Below are 18,767 nucleotides of genomic sequence, written 5' to 3' on the forward strand. Positions count from 1 at the left end.
GCGGACGTTGCACTCGCCGCATGACCCCAGCAAGCCCCAATCACCCCAAACCCGACGGGGGTGCCTTGACGAAGGACATAGAGGCACCCCCCCGCGTAGGGGAGTTCACCTACACCTTCGACGCCCTCACCGAACTCACCTCCGGACTGCTCGACCAGCTGGGCCTGGACCGCTACGCCCTCTACGTCCAGGACTACGGCGCCCCCATCGGATGGCGCCTGGCGCTCGAGCACCCCGAACGGATCTCCGCACTCGTCACCCAGAACGGCAACGGCTACGAGGACGGTTTCGTCGAGTCGTTCTGGGTCGACGTGTGGGCCTACGGGGCGAACCCCGGCCCTGACACCGAACCCGCCGTCCGCGCCGCGCTGGGCGTCGACGCCATCCGCTGGCAGTACCTGCACGGCGTGCCCGACCCGAGCCTGGTCAGCCCGGACACCTGGGAGCACGACTTCGCCCTCGTCTCCCGCGAGGGCAACGACGAGGTCCAGCTGGCGCTGTTCCGCGACTACCGGAACAACCGCCCGCTCTACCCGCTGCTGCACGAATTCCTGCGCACCGGCGAGGTCCCGGTGCTCGCCGTGTGGGGCCGCAACGACGAGATCTTCGGCCCGGCGGGTGCGCGGGCCTTCGCCCGCGACGCCAAGGACGCGGAGGTGCACCTGATCAACGGTGGTCACTTCCTGCTGGAGAGCCACCCGGACGTCGTCGCGGGTTACCTGCGCGGCTTCCTCGGGCGGGTGCTGGGACAAGAACTCGCGCGGACAGGCGGATAAGGCGTCTGCTCATGGGCGCAGAGTCGTGGCGGTTGACCCCAGCCAGGTCACGGCACTGTCGGGTGCGGTGCAACGCGGCAGGGTCTGTCCCGACGCCGTGCGCGGGTGATCAGGGGGCAGCCCGTCGTCGGGCCGCGGGGACGGTCAGGCTGCCGGCGCGAATGCGGTGATGGCGTCGACAAGGTCGGCCGGGGCTTCCAGCGGGATCAGGTGACCGGTGTGGGGGACCACCACGAAGTCGGGGTGGGAGAGGTAGGGCACCAGGTTGTCGCGGAGCACGGCGACGGGCTCCACCTGGTCGTGTTCTCCGGCGACGACGAGAGCGGGCACGTTGACCATGCGCGTGTGTTCGGTGATGTCCTGCGCGATACCGTGCAGCGGCCACTCGGTGCGGGCGGCGTCGGTGCCGGTCCGCGAGTCGGTCACGATCTGCGCCTTGACCGACGCGGGCAGCTCGGTCGCGGTGAGGACGTGATCCCGTGCACCGGCCACGGACTCGGCGGAGTCGTAGGCGTGCGACAGGGCTTCCTGGTACTCGGGAGTGACCTGTGCGGCGGGCTTCGCCGGGCCGGAGCCGACGAGAACGATGCCGCGCAGGCCGGCGGGCCGGGTGGCCGCGACCAGCTGTGCGACCTTTCCGCCCATCGAATGCCCCACCAGGACGTGGTCGGTGACCCCCGCATCCGCGAGCACGGCGAGCGTGTCGTCGGCGAGCTGACCGAGCGTGTAGGGACCGGGCAGGGCGCTCGACCGGCTCCACCCGCGGAAGTCGACCGTGAGCACGTCACGGCCCGCCAGGCGGTCGACGACGAGGTCCCAGGTGCGGGCGGAACCGCCCCAATAGTGCAGGAACACCAGAGTCGGTCCGGTCCCCGGCCGATGGTCGTAAGTGGGCAGTAGCGTCTGCTGCGTCGTGTCCATGATGGCTCTTCCGGTCGATGCTCTGGGCGATTGCCCCGTGCATTCATTGAAGCTTCTGCACCCGGACGGGGCATCGGCGCGACTGGTCGCCCGATGGTGAAAACTGGACACGTGAGCGTGATCCGGCACATGACCTACCAGCCCGCGGGACGCCGCGCCGCCTCGGTCGAGACGATGACGTTCGGCCGCCTTCGCGAGCTGAACGACGGCGGCACGCAGCGCGCCGACTTCCACGTCCTTGCCGTCATCGACGCCGGACCCGGCTCAGTCACCGTCGATTTCCGCCGCCACCCGCTCCAAGATCAGTCCGCGGTGTGGATTCCGCCCGGCGCCGTGCACCGGTGGGACGACATCGCCGACGTGGCAGGGCACCTCGTGCTGTTCGTACCGACGGCGCCGGTCACTCGCGCCAGCCGAGAACTGGCCGCCTCCCCGGACCCGGCCGCGCACTGGAGCATCCCCGACGCCGACTGGCCCTTCGTCGACACGGCGCGCAGCCATCTCCTCCTCGAAGCATCCGCCCCACCCGGTGACTCCCGGACGGAGCTGCCCGAAATCCTGCTTTCCGCGCTCATCACCCGACTGCACCCACCACACGCCGAAGCACGGCTCACCCCTCCGGTGTTCCGGTTGTTCCGCTCCAGCGTCGAAGCGCACTTCCGGCAACACCACGACGCCGGCCACTACGCCCGTGCGCTGGGATACGCGCCCCGCACCCTCTCACGAGCGGTGCAGCAGGCCACCGGCCGCACCGCCAAGGCGTACATCGTCGAACGGATCACCCTGGAAGCCAAACGGCTCCTCGCACACGACCGCCTCACCGCCGCCCGCTGCGCCGACGTACTCGGCTTCCCCGACGCATCCAGCTTCTCGGTGTTCTTCCACAGGGCCACAGGCGAACGCCCGGGCGCGTGGCAGGCGACGGTGGCCGCCGAGTGAGGAGGCGCCCATCAGAACACGCACATCTATGAAGAAGGCCCGGATCAGCGCCCTCGGCCTTTCTGCTGTCCGTCGTGATCAGTCGGCGCGTGCCGGATTCATGCCGCAAGGCTTCAGGTGCTCTCCGCGCGGTTGCGGCCCATGCCGTACGGACGCACTCGGTGCCGTCTCGCCAGTACCCGACCCGGTTGCTTCGGGTGAGGTCCGGGGCTTCTGCGGCTGCGGCTCTTTCCCCTGATTCCGCCGCACGCCGCCGTGCCTCACGTCATGAGGGCCTCACCTCGGGGCAGGCGGCACGTGATTTTTTGGCACACCGTGATCAGGTGCGTCTCCTGACGTGAACTGCCGTCTGCGGGGCGGTCCTATGATGGCCAAACTTGTTGGCTTGAGGGGGAGTTGCTTACAGTGCAACGAAGATCGCTCGCTTTCGTCGGGGTAGCCGCGCTGGTGCCGCTGCTCGCTTCGGCCGCCGCCGCGCAGGCGGCGTCGGGCTCGCTGACGGTCACCACGCTGGGTCGGCACGGTGCCAAGGTCTCGACGACCGTCACCGTCGTCGCCGTGCCGTCCGGTCAGACGTACACAGTCAAGTCAGGCAAGCGGATCAGCCTGCCGTCGGGGCGCTATCTCGCGATGACCGACATATACGAGAGCGCTACCGAAGGCTGGGGCACCGACACCATCGGCGCGCAGGTCGTGACGGTGTCGGGCAGCAAGTCGGTGACGCTCGACGCGCGCAAGGGCAAGCCTGTCAAGGTGTCACTCGACACGCCTGCCGACGTGACGGGGCCGCCACTGATCAACGCGCGGGTGTGCGCCGCCAACATGGACATGCCGTCCGCCTACAGCGTCGGCGGCTGGAACGACGAGGGAGCCCTCTACGCCATCCCGAACTCCTCCAAGCTCCTCCAGTTCGGGTACCTCGCGCAGTGGTCCGGCAACGACAGCTATGTCGCCGTGAAGAAGGCCACCGGTATCCCGGCGGCGCCCGGGGGCTCGTTCAAGCGGTCGGGGCTTGCGACGATGCGCTTCTCGGTGCGCGCCGGAACGCAGATGGGTACTCAGGTCGACACCGCGCTCCAGGCGGCGCCGAAGACCGATGACTGCACGACCGACCTGATGGCCCAGGTGCGCGACGACAACGCCCCGTACAGCGCCACCGTCCACCTGACTCCCGGAACCTGGCAGCCGCGCGACGACATCTTCGGCAGCAACGGCGACAACGTCAGCGGCGGCTTTCCGAAGCTCAGGACCCTGAAGGCGGGGCAGAGCTTCACCCAGTCCTTCGGCCGGGCTGCATGGGGCCCCATGCGCAATCTGCCGCTGCTCGGGCAGAAGTCCGTCACCTTCTTCGCGGACGCCCTGATCGGCGACCTCGACATCGGCGGCGACTGGGGGGACCTGACGAAGGAGACGGTGGTCCTCTCCAAGGGCAGCACCACCGTCAAGAAGCAGACCCTGACCGACTGGCGCACCGGGCCCGCCGAGTTCGACGCCCCTGTCCGCTCGGCCGGCTGGTACCGCCTGACCGCCGACGCCCACCGTTACCGCCCGGGCATCACCTTCCCGGCCGGCATGCTGTCGCCGCGGACCACCCTCGACTGGCACTTCAAGGTGTCCGACCCGGCCAAGGCGATGGTCGCGCCCGTCTTCCTGACCCGCTTCCTGCCCACCGGGCTGAACAGCCACAACCAGGCCGCGCCGAACAGCACCACGACGGTCGACGTGAGCGCCGGGCGTGCCTCCCAGGGCCCCGACATCAAGCTCACCAAGGTCACCGCCGCGTCCGTCCGGGTCTGGTCGTCCGCCGACGGCGGCAAAACCTGGAAGGCGGCGACCGTCAAGCGGTCCGGGTCGGCCTGGCAGGCGTCCGTTCACAACCCGGCGTCCGGCGCCGTCGCCCTGCGCTCCGAGGTGACGGATTCCGCCGGAGACACCTCGGTGCAGACGGTGTACCGGGCGTACGCCATCGGCTGAGGGTGTTGCTCTGCTCCCGTGATGCTCCGTGATGCTCCGTCGGCCCGGAGGAATCCCACATCCGGGCCGCACCCGACTGCATCCGGGCCGCATCCGACTGACAGAGTGCGCTGAGGAAGGCCTGCGGCGACTCGTCTCGGAGGGCGTGCCCCGAGCGTGCCCTTCACAGACCGGTCAACCACGGTTGGCAGCAGCGCGAATCCGCTTTTTGAGGGCGGCACATCGGAGCGAAAGCGCCTGGAAGGAACCCGGGTTGCCCGAGCGCCGTCGCTTCCCGAGCTGAGCGCGCGAGTCCCCTTCTCGTCACCCGCTCCACGGAGAAGGCCCAGGTCAGAGACCTGGGCCTCTTTGCTGTGCGCGGTGACCGAACGCCGGCCTGGACGCTGGTCGACGCCTACCGCACCACGAGGCGAACGGAAGAAGCGCGGCCTCCAGTACGGCGACCCGTCCTGACCCGGGCGCCCGAGCGGGGCCGCAGCCACCACTGGCTGCGGCCCCGCCGTGCGGCTGTGCACGCGCGACGGCGCCCTTCAGCCGTTGATCCGACCCGGGTTGCGCTTGGTGCGGCCGGAGGCGAAAAAATTCTGTGGCTCTTCACGGCAACCTTTTCGGCCTCTGGGACCACTCGGTGTTGTCCGGCCAGGTGGTCGGCCAGATGCAACGGCTGAAAGAGAGCACAGGCGTGTCCCTGGAACGAGAGCACAGACATGTCCCCGGCCCCCCCACGTCATCGGTGACGTCCCCCGTCGGCGGCCACCGTGCCGTCGGCGGCGCGCGCGGTGGCCGCCCGAAGCATCGTGGCCGTCGGTTGCTCGCGCGTCGGGGTCTGTGGGCGGGTCTCGCCATGGTGGTCGTGACCGGCTCGGCCGTTGTGGTCAGCCAGGCTTCGGCGCAGCCGAAGACCCTGGATCTGAAGAAGTGGTACGTGCTGGTCAACCGCAACAGCGGCAAGGTGCTGGACGACCGGGCCTCCGCCAAGAACGACGGCGCGGCGGTGGTGCAGTGGAGCCGGCATGGCGGCCCCAACCAGCAGTGGCGGTTCGTCGACGCGGGTGACGGGTACTTCCGGTTGCAGAACCGGAACTCCGGCAAGGTGCTGGACGACCTCGGCTGGTCGAAGACCGCCGGCTCCGCCCTCGTGCAGTGGAAAGACCTGAACGGCACCAACCAGCAGTTCAAGCTCGCCAAGTCGCCGGACGGCTACGTGCGTCTGGTCAATCGCTTCAGCGGCATGGCCGTCGACGTCCACAACGCCGCCAAGACCGACGGGAGCGGCGTCGTCCAGAACCGCGACCGGGGCGGGGCCGATCAGCAGTGGCAACTCGTCCCGGTCGGGAGTGTCGGCAGCTCCGGTACGCCCACCGCGCCGAGCAGCAGCGTTCCCGCCAGCCCGGCTCCGAGCAGCTCGCACCCGTCGTCCACACCGTCGTCCACGCAGTCTCCCGTGGCCGCCGGCGGCAGCTCGACGACACGTTTCATGGGCAGCAGCACGGTGCTCATCGGCGGCTCGATGTCCGACGCCTCGGCGGCCGCCGCGCCGTTCGACGTGCGGTACGCCTATGTGCACAGCCAGCCCGCGCCCTCCTCGGACTACTACACGGCAGCGAAATGCCAGGACGGATGGTCGGGCTGGTGGGGCTGCTGGAACGGCAGCACCACGGCACCCGGCACGTACGTGACCTGGCGGGACGACGTGGTGTCCCAGGCGACGTACAAGGGCAGCGCGCGTCCGCAGAAGATGCTCTGGACCTGGTACTCGTTGCGCGACCTCGGGGACGCGGCGGGCGAGGGCGACGGTCCGGGCGAGGTCAAGGCCATCAACCGCGTTGACCTGCTGACCCGTTACCTCAACGACTACCGTTTCTTCCTCCAGAAGATCGGCACGTCGCAGGAGGCGATCGACCTCGAGCCCGACTTCTGGGGCTACGTCCGGTCGCTCGGCGATCCGCACCAGGTTCCCGCGCAGGTCTCGAGCGCGAACCCGAAGGACTGCGGTTCGCAGGAGAACAGCGCCACCGGACTCGCCCAGTGCCTGATCTCGATGGCGCACAAGTACGCGCCGAACACCGCCGTGGGGATGCACCTCTCCTGCTTCGACTGGCAGACCAACACGCAGGCTTGCGTCAAGTCCTACGAGAGCTTCGGGGCCAAGAACGCCGACTTCCTGGCCACCGACGTGTCGGACCGCGACGCGGGCTGGTACGCACAGCCGGCCCACGGCGGCAGTGACCACTTCTGGAACGACCAGAAGGCCGCCGCCGCGCTGCAGTTCTACAAGACGATGGCCGAGTCCGTGGGCAAGCCGGTGGTCCTGTGGCAGATCCCCGTGGGCAACATGGCGCAGAACAACACCCTCAACCATTACAAGGACGACAAGGTGGACTGGTTCTTCGCACACATGGACCAGGTCGCGAAGGCCCATGTCGCCGGCCTGTTCTTCGGCCCGGGGCAGCAGGAACAGACCTCGGTCGAAACCGACGGCGGAAACCTGATCAACAAGACGATCGCGTACCACAACTCGGGCGGTACAGCACTCAAGTAGGTGAAGCCGGCGAATGCGCCCCCATCTCTTCGATGGGGGCGCATTTCGTCGTCTGTGCGGGCGCCGATCGAGGCGGCCTCGGCGAAGGGGAGGATCGTGCTGACGGGTGACGGCGGGGAAGCCGAGTTGGACCGCGCGGCCGGGGGAGTGCGGGCCGTGCCGGTCGAGGAGTGCGTCGAACGACGGGAACCCCAGCCGGCGCACGGCTGGGGTTCCTCGACGAGGCGGTGAGCAGCGGTCAGCGTTGCAGGGTGAGGACGCCCGGCCGCCACGGAAGCTGGTCGTACGGTCCGCTCGCGGTGGGGGACTTGCCCTGGTAGAGGAACTGCAGGTTGCAGGGGTCGATGGTCATGGTCTGGTCGGGGTTGTTGCGGACCAGGTCACCGTGGCTGATGTCGTTGGTCCAGGTGGCACCGCTGTTGGCCTTGCCGGCGAAAGGGTTGCTCTCGGTGGCGGCCTGGGGGGTCCAGGAACCGCTCAGGCTGGTGGCGGTGAAGGAGCGGAAGTAGCGCTGCTCGTTGGCGCCGCGCGCCTCGACGATCATGAGGTACTGGTTCTGGCCCTGGACCTTGTAGACCTGCGGTGCCTCGAACAGGTTCTTCACCGTGTCGCTCATGACCGTGGTGTACGACGACCCGAAGTTGCCCGGGAAGTTCCCGATCGGCATGCTCGCCCGGTAGATCCTGCCGTTGTCACCGGCGAAGAACAGGTACATGTTCTGGTCGTCGGCGATCAGGGTCTGGTCGATCGGGCCGGTGCCGGATTCGGCGCGGGGGATGCTGCCGGTGAACAGCGGCTGCGGCGCGGACCAGCCATGGGGGTCGGTGGGGTCGCTCGACGTGCGGTAGACGAAGGGCGACGCGCCCCACTGGGACGCCAGCACCCAGATCTTCCTGGGCGCGAAGTAGAACAGCGTGGGAGCCACCGCGTTCTGGCTCATGCCGGTCTGCCCGGCCGAGGCCATGTCCGCCCAGTTCGTGAAGGGCTTGAACATCATCGAGCCGTACGACGACCCCGACACGCTCGACGCGTAGACCAGGTGCTTGCCGTGGTACGTCACGGTGGTGAAGTCCTTCACCGCGTCCCACCCGTTCGCCGGCTGCGCCGACGCACCCGTCGACGTCCACCGGTACGTCGACGGAAGAGCACACGTGGTGCTCTTCGGCGCCGTGGCCGGCTTGAAGTTCCAGTGCTGGTTGGCACCGCCGCCGTTGGCGCCCCAGATCTGGACGGGAGTGCCGTTGGCGGTCCGACCGCCGGGGATCTCCAGCGCCCGGCCGCCGGCGACGTTGGTCAGTGTGTAGGAGCCGTCGCTGTTCCGGGTGGCCCGCCAGTGCTGGTTGGCGCCACCGTTGGAGTCCCAGACCGTCATCCTCGTCCCGTTGGCCGTCTGGTTGCCCGGCTCGTCCAGTACCCGGCCGCTGGCGACGTTGGTCAGTGTGTAGGAGCCGTCGCTGTTCCGGGTGGCCCGCCACTGCTGGTTGGAGGCACCGCCGGCGTCCCACACCTGGAGCGGGGTGCCGTTGCCGTCGTACCCCGCGGGTTCGTCGAGAACGCGTCCGGCGGCCGCGTTGGAGAGCGTGTAGACGGTGCCGGAGGTGAGGTCCCCGGCCGTCGTGCCGCCGCCCGCCGTGCCCCCGCCGCTGCCGCTGGTGCCGCCCAGGGCGGTGAGCACCGCGCCGTAGGCGGGCTTCTTGTTGCCGCCCGCGTCGAACAGCAGCGGGCTCTCACCGGTGCGCCAGGAGTCGCTGTCGCGGATGCCCCACACCGTGATGCCCGTGCAGCGAGCGACGCTCATGCACGCCTGGACGGCGGCGGTGTACGCGGTCGGCGACGCCTGGGCGATGTCCAGCTCGGTGATCTGGACGTCCACGCCGAGCGCGGCGAACTTGGACAGGGTGGTCCGGAAGCCGCCCGGCGGGCCGCCGGCGCCGAAGTGGCTCTGGAAGCCGACACAGTCGATGGGCACACCGCGGGACTTGAAGTCCTTGACCATCGCGTAGACGCCCTGCGTCTTGGCGTCGGTCCAGTTCTCGATGTTGTAGTCGTTGTAGCAGAGCTTGGCCGAGGGATCGGCGGCCCGCGCGGTGCGGAACGCCTCCTCGATGAAGCCGTTGCCCAGCACGTCCTGGAAGACCGAGCTGCGGTGCTGACCGCTGCCACCGTCGGCGAACGCCTCGTTGACCACGTCCCAGGCGTAGATCTTGCCCTTGAAGTGGGACATCTCGGTGGTGATGTGGTTGTCCATCACCCTGCGCAGGGTGTTGGCGTCGGTGATGGACTTGACCCAGCTCGGCAGTTGGGAGTGCCAGACCAGGGTGTGCCCGCGCATGCGCTGGCCGTGCGCGGTGGCGTGGCCCACGATCGCGTCGGCGGGGGCGAAGTTGAAGTTCCCGCGGGAGGGTTCGGTGGTGTCCCACTTCATCTCGTTCTCCGGGGTGATCATGTTGAATTCCCGGTCGAGAAGCGTGGAGTAGGACGAGTCGCCGATCCTTCCGGCAGCCACGGCCGTACCGAAATAGCGGTGGCTGTCGGCCGCTGCCGCGCCCAGCGTGCGGGAATTCGGTGTGTGTGCGGCCTGGGCGACCAGGGGTACGGCAGCACCCGCGGCGGCGAGGACCACGGCGGCGGCGAGCACGCGGCGGGTTGCCGGACGGCGGCGATGGGAGCGGTTCTGATCTGACAACGGCATGTCCTTCTGGCGCAGCGGGCCTTGATCCGGCCCTGGTCATGAGCCAGTTGCCGCCGCGCACAGAGAAGTTGCCGCGATCGAGGGAAGAATGTTCGCGGCCGCCGTCACCCGGCGGCCTGTGCGGCAAGGGGCCTCGTCCCCTTGCCGCACAGCGGCGTTCACCGGGTCGGGACGAACCCTCCCCGGACCGACGAGGAGCCGCCCGAACCCTGCGCGTCGACGCGGTAGCCGTCGCCCGCGGCACTGTGCCCGTCGGCGCCGTTGTTGAACTGGGCGGCGAACTCGTGGTTCCCGGTCGGCACCGTCAGGCCCGGTTTGAGGACCCAGCGGTAGACCAGTGTGCCGCCGGCCTCCTGGACGGTGACGGTGAAGTCGTCACTCGGCAGGGTCTGCCAGGTGCCGGTGTTCTCCACTCCGCCGGTCTGTGCGATCCGCATCTCGATCGTGAGCGAGGTGAGCGGCTGGGTCGTCTTGAGGACGAGGTTGCTCTGCGTCCAGTAGACGGTGCTCTTCGGATCCAGCGAGCCGGCCGACCACAACGGCCCGTTCCGGCTCTCGTCGGCGGTCGGCGATGGACTGGTGGCCGGCGGAGTCGGGCGCGAGCTGCCCGGGGTGGTGGCCGGGGCCGGCGCGACGGGGGTGGGGCGGGCCGAGGTCGGGTGGGTCGAGGTCGGGTGCGGGGAGCCGGCGGTGGGGGAGGGGGTGGCAGGCGTGGTCACGGTGGCCGACGGCGACGAGTGCACGACGATGGCGGCGACGGCGAGACCGCCGGTCGCCAGAATTCCGGTGGCGGCGAGCCCGGCGAGCGCGATCCTGATCCCGGACCTCGCGAACGGCCGCGCGCGGTGACGGACGGCGGGGCCGGCCATACCGCGTTGCACCCGGGCCAGCATCCGCGCGCGGTCGGGCCGGTGGGCCTCGGCGGCCTCGCGCAGCTGACGGGCGATCTCCTCGTTCACCGGTTCCTCCTCCCTGCCAGCTCCCCGGCCGCTCGTGCGCCCAGTATCCGTTCCAGCTCGGCCATTCCCTTCGAGGTCTGGCTCTTCACCGTGCCGACCGAGACGCCCAGCGCCACCGCCGTGTCCTTCTCCGACAGGTCGAAGGCGTGCCGCAGCACCACGCAGGCCCGCTTGCGGAACGGCAGCCGGGCGAGCGCCGCGCGGACGTCCAGCACGGCCGCCGTGTCCGGTCCGTCCACCTTCTCGGGGCTGCGGGACCAGAACAGCGCGATCCTGCGTCGCTCGCGCACCGCGCTGCGGATCCGTCCCCGCGCCAGGTTGGCCACCACACCGCGGGCGTAGGCGAGCGGGTGGTCGGCCTGCCGCAACCGGTCCCAGCGCTGCCACAGGGCGACCAGGGCGTCCGCCGCGAGGTCGTCCGCCGCGTCACTCTCGCCGGTCAGCAGGTGAGCCAGACGGGCGAGTTCGGCATAGTGGCGTTCGAAGAATTCGTGGAACTCCGCGGACGCGTCATCGAGGACCATCCCCCGGTCGCCCTCTCCTGGCAATGATGTGCGCGTTGATTGCGCGTTCAACAACGGGGGGCGCAGCCTAACAGGGCCCGGCCCGGGATTCGAACAGCGGTCGTGCTCGGTTGCGGGGCGGCGAAGGCTGGCCGGCGGGCTGGTCACTGCCGGACCAGTCCGCGCCTGCGCCCCGGCTGCGGCGCGGTGTGCTTCGGTGCCCTCATGTCCGTCCATCCGGTAGTTCGACTCGGCCTTACGGCTCCCAGTTGCCGCAGCGCACGAGAAGGTTGCCGGGTTTTTGAGATCCCGGTGGCCGGCCACCGGTCCCCAGGTCCGTAAGGAACACCAGCACTTCAGGAAGCACCCAGACTCGATGAAGCGATCTTGGCACCTTGTCCTGGCGTCGGCTCTCGTCGCGGGAGCCGTCACGCCGGTGGTGGCGGTGGGCAGCGCGGTCGCCGCGGACGGCGACATCACCTCGGCCGTTCTGGCGAACCGTGATGTCGTCCTGACCGGAGACGCGGTCGTGCGCGTCCCGCGGGGAACCCACACGTACACCGGTGTGATCAGCGGTGAGGGAGCCCTTCGGGTGTCCGGCACCGGCACGCTGGTCCTCGCCAAGGACAGCACCTTCACCCTGCCGCGCTCCCGGCAGCACCAGAGGGTCCGGATCCCGGGCGGCAACCACCCGTACGTCGTGGTCGGCAGTCCCGACGAACCCGCGGTCACCGTGGACGCGGGGGCGACCCTCCAGTACGGCACCGGCGGTACGACCGGTCTGATCGGGTCCTTCCCGTACAACACACCCGGTTACCAGCAGAACCAGGACAACATCCGGGTGGACGGCACCCTGCGTCTGTCTCTGACCCGGCTGTTCAACCTGGGCGTCATCAGCGGCTCCGGCCTGGTCACCCAGCCCCGGAACATGTGGGGAACGCTCCAGATCTGTGGCACCAACCCGTTCTCCGGCATCTTCGACAACGGCACGGGCGTCAACTTCGCGAGCACCACCTGTGCCGCCGACCTCCCCCATGCCCGCTCCGTGGTCAACCGCGGTTCATGGATCATCGACACCCCGCTCGACCACACGGTCGTCCAGCGGCAGAACTTCTACAGCCACGAGTTCGGCAACGACGTCAACGTGCACTCCCGCCCGGGCAGCAAGGTGATCCTCACCGGTGTCTACAGCTGGAGCGACAGCGGCGACGGGGCGGCGCCGTCGCTGAGCGACCCCGGACTGAACTGGCGGCCCGTGGCCCACAACCTGAACAAGCGCGGCACCAACATCGAGGGGGCCGACGTCCAGTGGGGCGACGGGACCACGCACCGGATCTTCATGCCCGGCACGGCGCAGACGGTCTACATCAACCTGCACGCCAGACGGCAGCGCTCCCGGCTCACCTTCGACTACGACGGACCGGTGACCCTGGGCGCGCCCATCGGCGGCGGCATGTATCACGACACCCTCAGCGCTCCCGGCGCCGGGGACGTCGTCATCGCCGGCACCAGCGGCAACGACGTGACCTTCGCGGCAGCGCAGTACTACGACGGATCCACCACCATCGACCGGAACGCGACCCTCCGTCTCGGCTCCGGGACCGCGGGCGGCGACGGGAGCCTCCACACCGGCGGAGCCTTCGACAAGGTGATCGGCAACGGTTCGCTCGTGCTCCGCAACACCAGGACGCCCGCCACCCTCCCGACGGTGACCGGTACCGGATCGCTGACGCAGAGCGGAGCCGCGGCCACCACCGTCACCAGCGCCGCCTACACCGGCACCACCACCGTGGCCAGAGGCAGCCTGATCGTCTCCGGGACCTCTCTGCGCACCTCCGGCGCGGTCGTCCTGACCGGTTCCTCGGCCGTCCTGGATCTGAGCAGGGCACGCGACACGACCCTGCGCAGGCTGCGGGTCGGCACCGGCGCGAAGATCCTTCTGTCCCGGAACTCCCCTGAGCTGACCGTCGGTTCGACGACCGCAAAGGTCTCCGGTACCGGTCTCGCCATCGGCCGGGCGCGCTTCTCCGTCAGCCGGGCCGGCGCCCACACCGTGCTCACCGCCCTCCCCGCCTCCGCCGCGACGACACCGGCGCCCTCCCCGTCCCGGACCGGCCGAGCGGTCACCCCCCTGGGCGCCTCCACCGGCACGACGGCGGCCACCGGCGCCATGGCGGACACCGGCAGCAACGTCGGTGCTCCGTGGGCCGTCACAGGACTGGCGGGCGTCGTCCTCGCCGGCGTCGCCGCGGTCCTCGTCCTCGTGCGCGTCCGCTCGCGTGCGCGCACGTCCCCGCGTCACGCCCGCTGATCCCCGGCCGCCACGGGTTCCACCGGCCCGCCCATGGCTGCCGGCGGTCACCGTCCTACGATGACTCCGCTGCCACGGTGTGAGCGGGCTTCGTACCCGCGTGAGGTCGAAGGGAGACCCGATGCCAAGGCATGCCGCGCCCGCGGCCGACGTGATAGCCGCGGCTCGGGCCGGCGATCGCGGCGCCCTGGAAGAGCTCAGCTCCCGGACCCTTCCGCTGGTCTACAGCGTCGCGGCGCGTGCGCACCCGTACCGCGACGACGTCGACGACATCGTCCAGGAGACGATGATGCGCGTCCTGCGCGGCATCGGGGGACTGGAGCGCCCGGAGGCGTTCCGGTCCTGGGTGATCACCATCACCGTGAACGAGGTCCGCGACCACCTCCGCAGGCGCGGCAGGAGGGAGACGACGGGAGCGGCGTTCGACGCGGCCGAGCACCGGCCCGACCCGGCCGCCGACTTCGCCGAGGGGGTCATCCTCGACCTGCGGCTGTCCGGGCAGCGCGAGGAGTCCGTGCGCGCGACCCGTTGGCTCGACGAGGACGACCGGGAACTGCTGTCACTGTGGTGGCTGGAGACGGCCGGCCGGCTCGCCCGGGCCGAGCTCGCGTCCGCTCTGGACATGACCGGCCATCAAGCGGCCGTACGCGTGCAACGCATGAAGGAGCGCCTGCACACCTCCCGCGTCATCGTCCGCGCCCTCGCGGCCAGGCCCGTATGCGGGGAGCTGACCCGGCTGACCGTGGACTGGAACGGGGCCCCCAGCGGCCTGTGGCGCAAACGCCTCGGCCGCCATGTGCGGCAGTGCCCGCGGTGCGTACGCCACGAGGAAGGCCTGCTGGCCCCGGAGGGACTGCTGGCGCCCCTGGCCCTGCTGCCCGTGCCGGCGGCACTGCTGACCTGGCGCCCGTGGCTGTCCGCGGGAACGCACGCGGCGGCGGCCGGCCATGCCGGCACCACGGCCACTCCAGGCGGCGCAGGGTCCGCGACGGCGGGGACGGCGGGGACGGCGGGGACGGCGGGGACCGCAGGGGCCGCAGGGATGAGCCTCACCGCGAAGGCCGTGGTGGCGGCGAGTGCGCTGCTCGCCGTGGGCGGTGGCGTGCTCGGGTACGCGGCCCCGTGGCCCGGACCTTCGGCGCGTCCGGCCACCGCCCCGACGGCTTCCGGCCGCCCGGCACCCGCGCCCTCGCTCACCGCATCCGCATCCGCATCCGCATCCGCATCCGCCTCGCCGTCCCGGCCGGCACCCGTACGGGGCTCGGCGATCCCGCATCCCTCGCCCCGGCCGCGGTACGGGTCCGTGGTCGACACCGTGGACAGCGCGCCCCCGCCGGACCGCCCGCCCGCCCCGTTGCCCCGCCGCCCGCAGACCACGGTGACGATGACGGGGCTCAAGAGACACCTGGACGGCTACCAGCTCGTCCACCGCGGGGACACCGTGGAACTGCGCGGGAAGGGCTACTTCACCGTCCACTGGGACGTGATGTACGGGCTGCGCCCCGGGCTGCTGACCATGCCCTCGTGGACCGGACTGCGAGGAAGGCTGTTCCACGTGGCCTCGGGCGGCGGCCACCGCATGGACGACCGTCAGCCGGGCGCGACCGCCGGCGGCACCTGGATGGGCAACCGGCAGCAAGGACTGATCGTGCTCCCGCCCGGCGCCCAGCAGATGTGGCAGAACGAGTACTACTACCTCGACGGCAGCGTCACACTCCACCTCAACGAAACCCAGGCCGACTACAACCTCGACGTCCTGCCCACCTCCTGGCAGGAGACGGCCGACGACATCGCCACTCCTGCGGCCCCGCACTCCGCCGACCGCGAACGGTACGGACTCGTGCGCGACACCGGCGGCGACGACGCCCCCGTACCGCAGTACACCACCCGCTCCACGCCGACCGACGCGGGCACCGTGCCCCAGCGCTCCGCCGTGTCCTGACCACGCACCCCGGCGTCGCGCCCGCGGAGAGAAATATCTGTTCCCGTGGAATGAGAAATAGGTGCGGGGTGCGCCGAGTATTCCTCGACCGTCCGGCGGAGCGGAATTGCTCACCGTGCAAGGTCGATCGCACCGTGCTACTGTCGAACTCGGTTGCAGGTGTGGTTGCCAGAAGGTTTTTCCGACGGCTGATCCTCACGGCGACACGGAATGCGCACAGGGCGTATTCCTGTACTCCGTCCCCAAGGAGAAACAACATGGCTACTGGCACCGTGAAGTGGTTCAACGCGGAAAAGGGCTTCGGCTTCATCGCGCAGGACGGCGGCGGCGCCGACGTCTTCGCCCACTACTCGAACATCGCCACGCAGGGCTTCCGTGAACTCCTGGAAGGCCAGAAGGTGTCGTTCGACATCGCGCAGGGCCAGAAGGGCCCGACAGCCGAGAACATCGTTCCCGCCTGACGCACCGGCGCTGACGCAGTACTTCGCAGCTGGGGCCCGCACCTGGAGGTGCGGGCCCCAGCTCGTTCGCTTCCCAGAGTGATTTCCCTGGCCTTTTCGGCCCGTTCTCGCGATTCTCTGCGCCGCTCATTCTGCTGCGGAAATTCCTTGATGGGTAGCGACCGCAACCGGGTCGGGCAGGACCCTCGCCTTCGGCCTCGCCGTACTGCGATGCAGATTCGACACCTCCACCCCACACGGAGGCCTTCGCCGCGATCAAGCCGGGCCGGCATTGACAACGCTCGTGAGGCCCAGGGCCGTATCGGCGGCGTCTACGGTGGCGGTGTGGGACGCTGTCTGAACGCGCCGTCGCCGGCAGCGTCGCTGCCGTGCCGGTCGAGGCGGTCGACTGCTTGCTCGCTCCATGCCCGGATCACTGATGCCTGCTCGGGGGTCAGAGAGTCGAGGAAGTGGCGGCGGATGTTGCCGCCGTGCACGAGGACGGCATTCTGGGCGGCGCGGCGACCCTCGGCGGTCAGCCCGATCCCCGCGCGGCGACCATCGGCCCCGTACCGAGTGCGCTGGACGAAGCCGCGCTTCTCCATGCGCGTCAGCTGATGCGAGACGCGGCTCTTGTCCCAGTCGAGCGACTCGGAAAGCTCGCCGACACGCATCTCGCGGCCGGCGGCCTGCCACAGCGTCACCAGCACGCTGAACTCGGCCTTCGAGATGTCGCAGTCACGCTGTAGACCGCGCTCCAGCTCCCTGGTGAGCAGGCGCTGGGCGCGCATCCAGGTATCCCAGAACTCCCACTCCTCGGGTTCCAGCGATCGAGTCTCCGTCATGTCGCCGAGGATACCGCGACCAGCAGAGTTGTCACATCAAGTCTCTCCGACCTAGAGTTGACGTGACAACTATCTGGGAAGGAAGACCATGCCGCTTCGCATCGCAGTCATCCTCGGAAGCACCCGCCCCGGACGCCGCGGCGACCAGATCGCCGCCTGGGCACTGGAGGCCGCCCGTGCCCACGGTGGAGCCGACTACGAACTCATCGACCTCGCCGACCACGACCTCGGCAACCTCGACGAACCCGGCAACCCGAACGTCCAGCAGTATCAGCACGACCACACCCGCGCCTGGGGCGCACTCATCGACAGCTTCGATGGCTACGTCTTCCTCGTCCCCGAGTACAACCACTCCTTCCCCGGAGCCCTGAAGAACGCCCTGGACTACGTCTACCGGGAGTGGAACGACAAGGCCGCCGGGATCATCAGCTACGGCGGCTGGGTCGCCGGGGCCCGGGCAGCCGAGGCGCTGCGGCTCGTCCTCGCCGAACTCCAGGTGGCCACGGTCCGCGCCCAGCCCACCATCTCGACACACCCCTCGTTCCACACCGGCACCTTCGTCCCCCAGGAGGGCCTCGACACCGCCGTAGGCGACATGCTCGACCAGGTGATCGCCTGGTCCGGCGCCCTGCGCGGGGTGCGCCAGGCCAGGACGCAGACGCCCACGGCCGCATGAGGACCCAGGACGGCATGCCGCACCCCGCTCCCGGGACCGCGGTCGAGAACATCGAAGGGCAGGGCCCCGGGGGGAGGGTGACGACATGACCGTCGAGGTGGCTCCGGCCGTCATGGCGAGGGCCCGGGTCGAGAACCTGACCGTGTACGGTCGGGTTTCGCCTGAACCCCTCACGGGTGCGGCCGTGCGACCGTGACCACCGGCCGCCGCCGCTACCCCGCCAAGCAGGTGGGGCAGGTCATCACGCGCCGGCCGGCAGTGCCGCGGAGGTGGCGCCTCACCGGTCGAATCACCGGTCGCATCACTGGTCGAAGTGGATGAGATCTCCCACGGTCCACGCGCTGACGTCCTTGATCGCGACCCGGTACATGCCACCCGTCTCCGGGATCCCGAGGCTGCCCTGCAGGATCCGGGCGAGATGGAAGTGCAGATGCGTGGGCGCCTCGCCACGACCGGACCGGTTCCCTCGCGGACCGCGCGCAAAGATGTCCGAGAACGGGCCGAGACGGTCCGAGTCCTTCAGGACCTCCGCCACCCGCTCCCGCCACACGGCCTCGGGAGCCAGCCGGCCGGTGATGACGGCGCCGCCGACGACCACGGTCAGCGACATCTGATTGCTTCGCTCGGACTCCACCGCGGCCGAGATGGCGACGAGCAACTCATCAGGGTTCGACATGACAGCAGAGCTTATGCGGCCCACCCCTGCCCGGTACCCCTGTGGGGCAGAAGTGGCAGCTGAAGTGGCCGCGCGCACGACGGGCAGGCGGCTTCCGCCCACCGGTGAGGGCTGCCCGCGCAGGATTCTTCCTCCATCGGAAGGGTGAAACCTTCTCTTGCTGGAGTAGATTTTCGCTCCTGACGTGGGTACGCTTCTTCTCGTAGACACGGTCGACGAGACCCGCCAGACACGAACTGGCGGGTGGCTGAATACGAAGTGCTCTGGCCGGTGCGGCTCTCGAACCACGAGAGCCGCACCGGGCGGCAGACGCCATCAGGATCGCCCGGCCCGAGGAACACCCCGGATCGGGTACCGCAAGACCCCGGAAGGGAGGGTGGTCCCCGGTCAAGCAGTTGCGATCCCCCCGCACCCCCCTCTGTCGAGCCGGGTAGCGGAAACAGAAGGTCGGCACAGCAGTAGGGCCGACTGATGGTGTTCAATTTCCTTTCTGCGTTCTGCGTTCTGCGGAGCGTTTCTCAGATGATCGGTGGGCGTCCGAGTCGCGTGAGGTGCCAGACCGTGCGCCAGC

Annotated in this window: 14 protein-coding genes and 1 pseudogene; 9 read left to right on the plus strand and 6 right to left on the minus strand. The window is 69.7% G+C overall.

Features of this window, described 5'->3' with window-relative positions; translation table 11 throughout:
• Nucleotides 1-101: 101 nt before the first annotated feature.
• Nucleotides 102-776, plus strand: a pseudogene (locus AB0958_RS40610) (alpha/beta hydrolase); the annotation flags it as partial.
• Nucleotides 777-920: 144 nt separating this feature from the next.
• Here the strand turns inward: AB0958_RS40610 and AB0958_RS40615 are convergent.
• Nucleotides 921-1,697 carry an alpha/beta hydrolase gene (locus tag AB0958_RS40615; RefSeq protein WP_366895512.1) on the minus strand — a complete coding sequence of 259 codons (777 nt, stop codon included), beginning with the start codon at nt 1,695-1,697 and terminating at the stop codon, nt 921-923.
• Between the two features lie 111 nt (nt 1,698-1,808).
• Between AB0958_RS40615 and AB0958_RS40620 the strand changes: the two genes are divergently transcribed.
• From AB0958_RS40620 to AB0958_RS40635, 4 genes are all read left to right on the plus strand, one after another.
• On the plus strand, nt 1,809-2,636 hold the full coding sequence (locus AB0958_RS40620; RefSeq protein WP_366895513.1) for a helix-turn-helix transcriptional regulator: 828 nt from the start codon (nt 1,809-1,811) through the stop codon (nt 2,634-2,636).
• A gap of 405 nt (nt 2,637-3,041) precedes the next feature.
• The gene (locus AB0958_RS40625) at nt 3,042-4,610 is read left to right on the plus strand and encodes a hypothetical protein (protein ID WP_366895514.1); all 1,569 of its coding nucleotides are present in this window, start codon (nt 3,042-3,044) and stop codon (nt 4,608-4,610) included.
• Nucleotides 4,611-5,454: 844 nt separating this feature from the next.
• A complete protein-coding gene (locus AB0958_RS40630; RefSeq protein WP_366895515.1) occupies nt 5,455-7,152 on the plus strand; it encodes an RICIN domain-containing protein in 1,698 nt (565 codons plus the stop codon).
• Nucleotides 7,153-7,248: 96 nt separating this feature from the next.
• Complete coding sequence (locus AB0958_RS40635; RefSeq protein WP_366895516.1) at nt 7,249-7,383, plus strand: hypothetical protein; 135 nt, start codon at nt 7,249-7,251, stop codon at nt 7,381-7,383.
• 7 nt (nt 7,384-7,390) lie between these two features.
• Here the strand turns inward: AB0958_RS40635 and AB0958_RS40640 are convergent, their stop codons facing one another.
• From AB0958_RS40640 to AB0958_RS40650, 3 genes are all read right to left on the minus strand, one after another.
• Nucleotides 7,391-9,844: a non-reducing end alpha-L-arabinofuranosidase family hydrolase gene (locus AB0958_RS40640; RefSeq protein ID WP_366895517.1), complete on the minus strand. Its 2,454-nt coding sequence runs from the start codon at nt 9,842-9,844 to the stop codon at nt 7,391-7,393.
• Nucleotides 9,845-10,002: 158 nt separating this feature from the next.
• On the minus strand, nt 10,003-10,803 hold the full coding sequence (locus AB0958_RS40645; protein ID WP_366895518.1) for a hypothetical protein: 801 nt from the start codon (nt 10,801-10,803) through the stop codon (nt 10,003-10,005).
• Nucleotides 10,800-11,327: a SigE family RNA polymerase sigma factor gene (locus AB0958_RS40650; protein ID WP_366895520.1), complete on the minus strand. Its 528-nt coding sequence runs from the start codon at nt 11,325-11,327 to the stop codon at nt 10,800-10,802. The genes AB0958_RS40645 and AB0958_RS40650 overlap by 4 nt, the downstream gene beginning before the upstream one ends.
• Before the next feature lie 355 nt (nt 11,328-11,682).
• Between AB0958_RS40650 and AB0958_RS40655 the strand changes: the two genes are divergently transcribed.
• The 3 genes from AB0958_RS40655 to AB0958_RS40665 all read left to right on the plus strand — a co-directional run bounded on the left by AB0958_RS40655 (nt 11,683) and on the right by AB0958_RS40665 (nt 16,020).
• On the plus strand, nt 11,683-13,617 hold the full coding sequence (locus AB0958_RS40655; RefSeq protein ID WP_366895521.1) for an autotransporter: 1,935 nt from the start codon (nt 11,683-11,685) through the stop codon (nt 13,615-13,617).
• A gap of 121 nt (nt 13,618-13,738) precedes the next feature.
• On the plus strand, nt 13,739-15,559 hold the full coding sequence (locus AB0958_RS40660) for a sigma-70 family RNA polymerase sigma factor (protein ID WP_366895522.1): 1,821 nt from the start codon (nt 13,739-13,741) through the stop codon (nt 15,557-15,559).
• Nucleotides 15,560-15,816: 257 nt separating this feature from the next.
• On the plus strand, nt 15,817-16,020 hold the full coding sequence (locus AB0958_RS40665) for a cold-shock protein (RefSeq protein WP_199585095.1): 204 nt from the start codon (nt 15,817-15,819) through the stop codon (nt 16,018-16,020).
• A gap of 311 nt (nt 16,021-16,331) precedes the next feature.
• On the opposite strand, the gene AB0958_RS40670 is transcribed toward AB0958_RS40665, so the two are convergent.
• Nucleotides 16,332-16,844, minus strand: coding sequence for a MarR family transcriptional regulator (locus AB0958_RS40670; RefSeq protein WP_366895523.1), 513 nt, complete (start codon nt 16,842-16,844; stop codon nt 16,332-16,334).
• A gap of 88 nt (nt 16,845-16,932) precedes the next feature.
• On the opposite strand from AB0958_RS40670, the gene AB0958_RS40675 reads away from it, so the two are divergent.
• A complete protein-coding gene (locus tag AB0958_RS40675) occupies nt 16,933-17,520 on the plus strand; it encodes an NAD(P)H-dependent oxidoreductase (RefSeq protein WP_366895524.1) in 588 nt (195 codons plus the stop codon).
• Between the two features lie 301 nt (nt 17,521-17,821).
• On the opposite strand, the gene AB0958_RS40680 is transcribed toward AB0958_RS40675, so the two are convergent.
• On the minus strand, nt 17,822-18,196 hold the full coding sequence (locus tag AB0958_RS40680; protein WP_366895525.1) for a hypothetical protein: 375 nt from the start codon (nt 18,194-18,196) through the stop codon (nt 17,822-17,824).
• Nucleotides 18,197-18,767: the final 571 nt, after the last annotated feature.

The organism is Streptomyces sp. NPDC006655 (assembly GCF_040703965.1).
GTDB lineage: Bacteria > Actinomycetota > Actinomycetes > Streptomycetales > Streptomycetaceae > Streptomyces.

Excerpts from the sequence above, each read along its gene's own strand:
- AB0958_RS40670 (WP_366895523.1), bottom strand. The coding sequence starts at position 16,844 with ATGACGGAGACTCGATCGCTGGAACCCGAGGAGTGGGAGTTCTGGGAT.
- AB0958_RS40640 (WP_366895517.1), bottom strand. The coding sequence starts at position 9,844 with ATGCCGTTGTCAGATCAGAACCGCTCCCATCGCCGCCGTCCGGCAACC.
- AB0958_RS40660 (WP_366895522.1), top strand. The coding sequence starts at position 13,739 with ATGCCAAGGCATGCCGCGCCCGCGGCCGACGTGATAGCCGCGGCTCGG.
- AB0958_RS40675 (WP_366895524.1), top strand. The coding sequence starts at position 16,933 with ATGCCGCTTCGCATCGCAGTCATCCTCGGAAGCACCCGCCCCGGACGC.
- AB0958_RS40665 (WP_199585095.1), top strand. The coding sequence starts at position 15,817 with ATGGCTACTGGCACCGTGAAGTGGTTCAACGCGGAAAAGGGCTTCGGC.
- AB0958_RS40630 (WP_366895515.1), top strand. The coding sequence starts at position 5,455 with ATGGTGGTCGTGACCGGCTCGGCCGTTGTGGTCAGCCAGGCTTCGGCG.
- AB0958_RS40680 (WP_366895525.1), bottom strand. The coding sequence starts at position 18,196 with ATGTCGAACCCTGATGAGTTGCTCGTCGCCATCTCGGCCGCGGTGGAG.
- AB0958_RS40615 (WP_366895512.1), bottom strand. The coding sequence starts at position 1,697 with ATGGACACGACGCAGCAGACGCTACTGCCCACTTACGACCATCGGCCG.
- AB0958_RS40650 (WP_366895520.1), bottom strand. The coding sequence starts at position 11,327 with ATGGTCCTCGATGACGCGTCCGCGGAGTTCCACGAATTCTTCGAACGC.
- AB0958_RS40655 (WP_366895521.1), top strand. The coding sequence starts at position 11,683 with ATGAAGCGATCTTGGCACCTTGTCCTGGCGTCGGCTCTCGTCGCGGGA.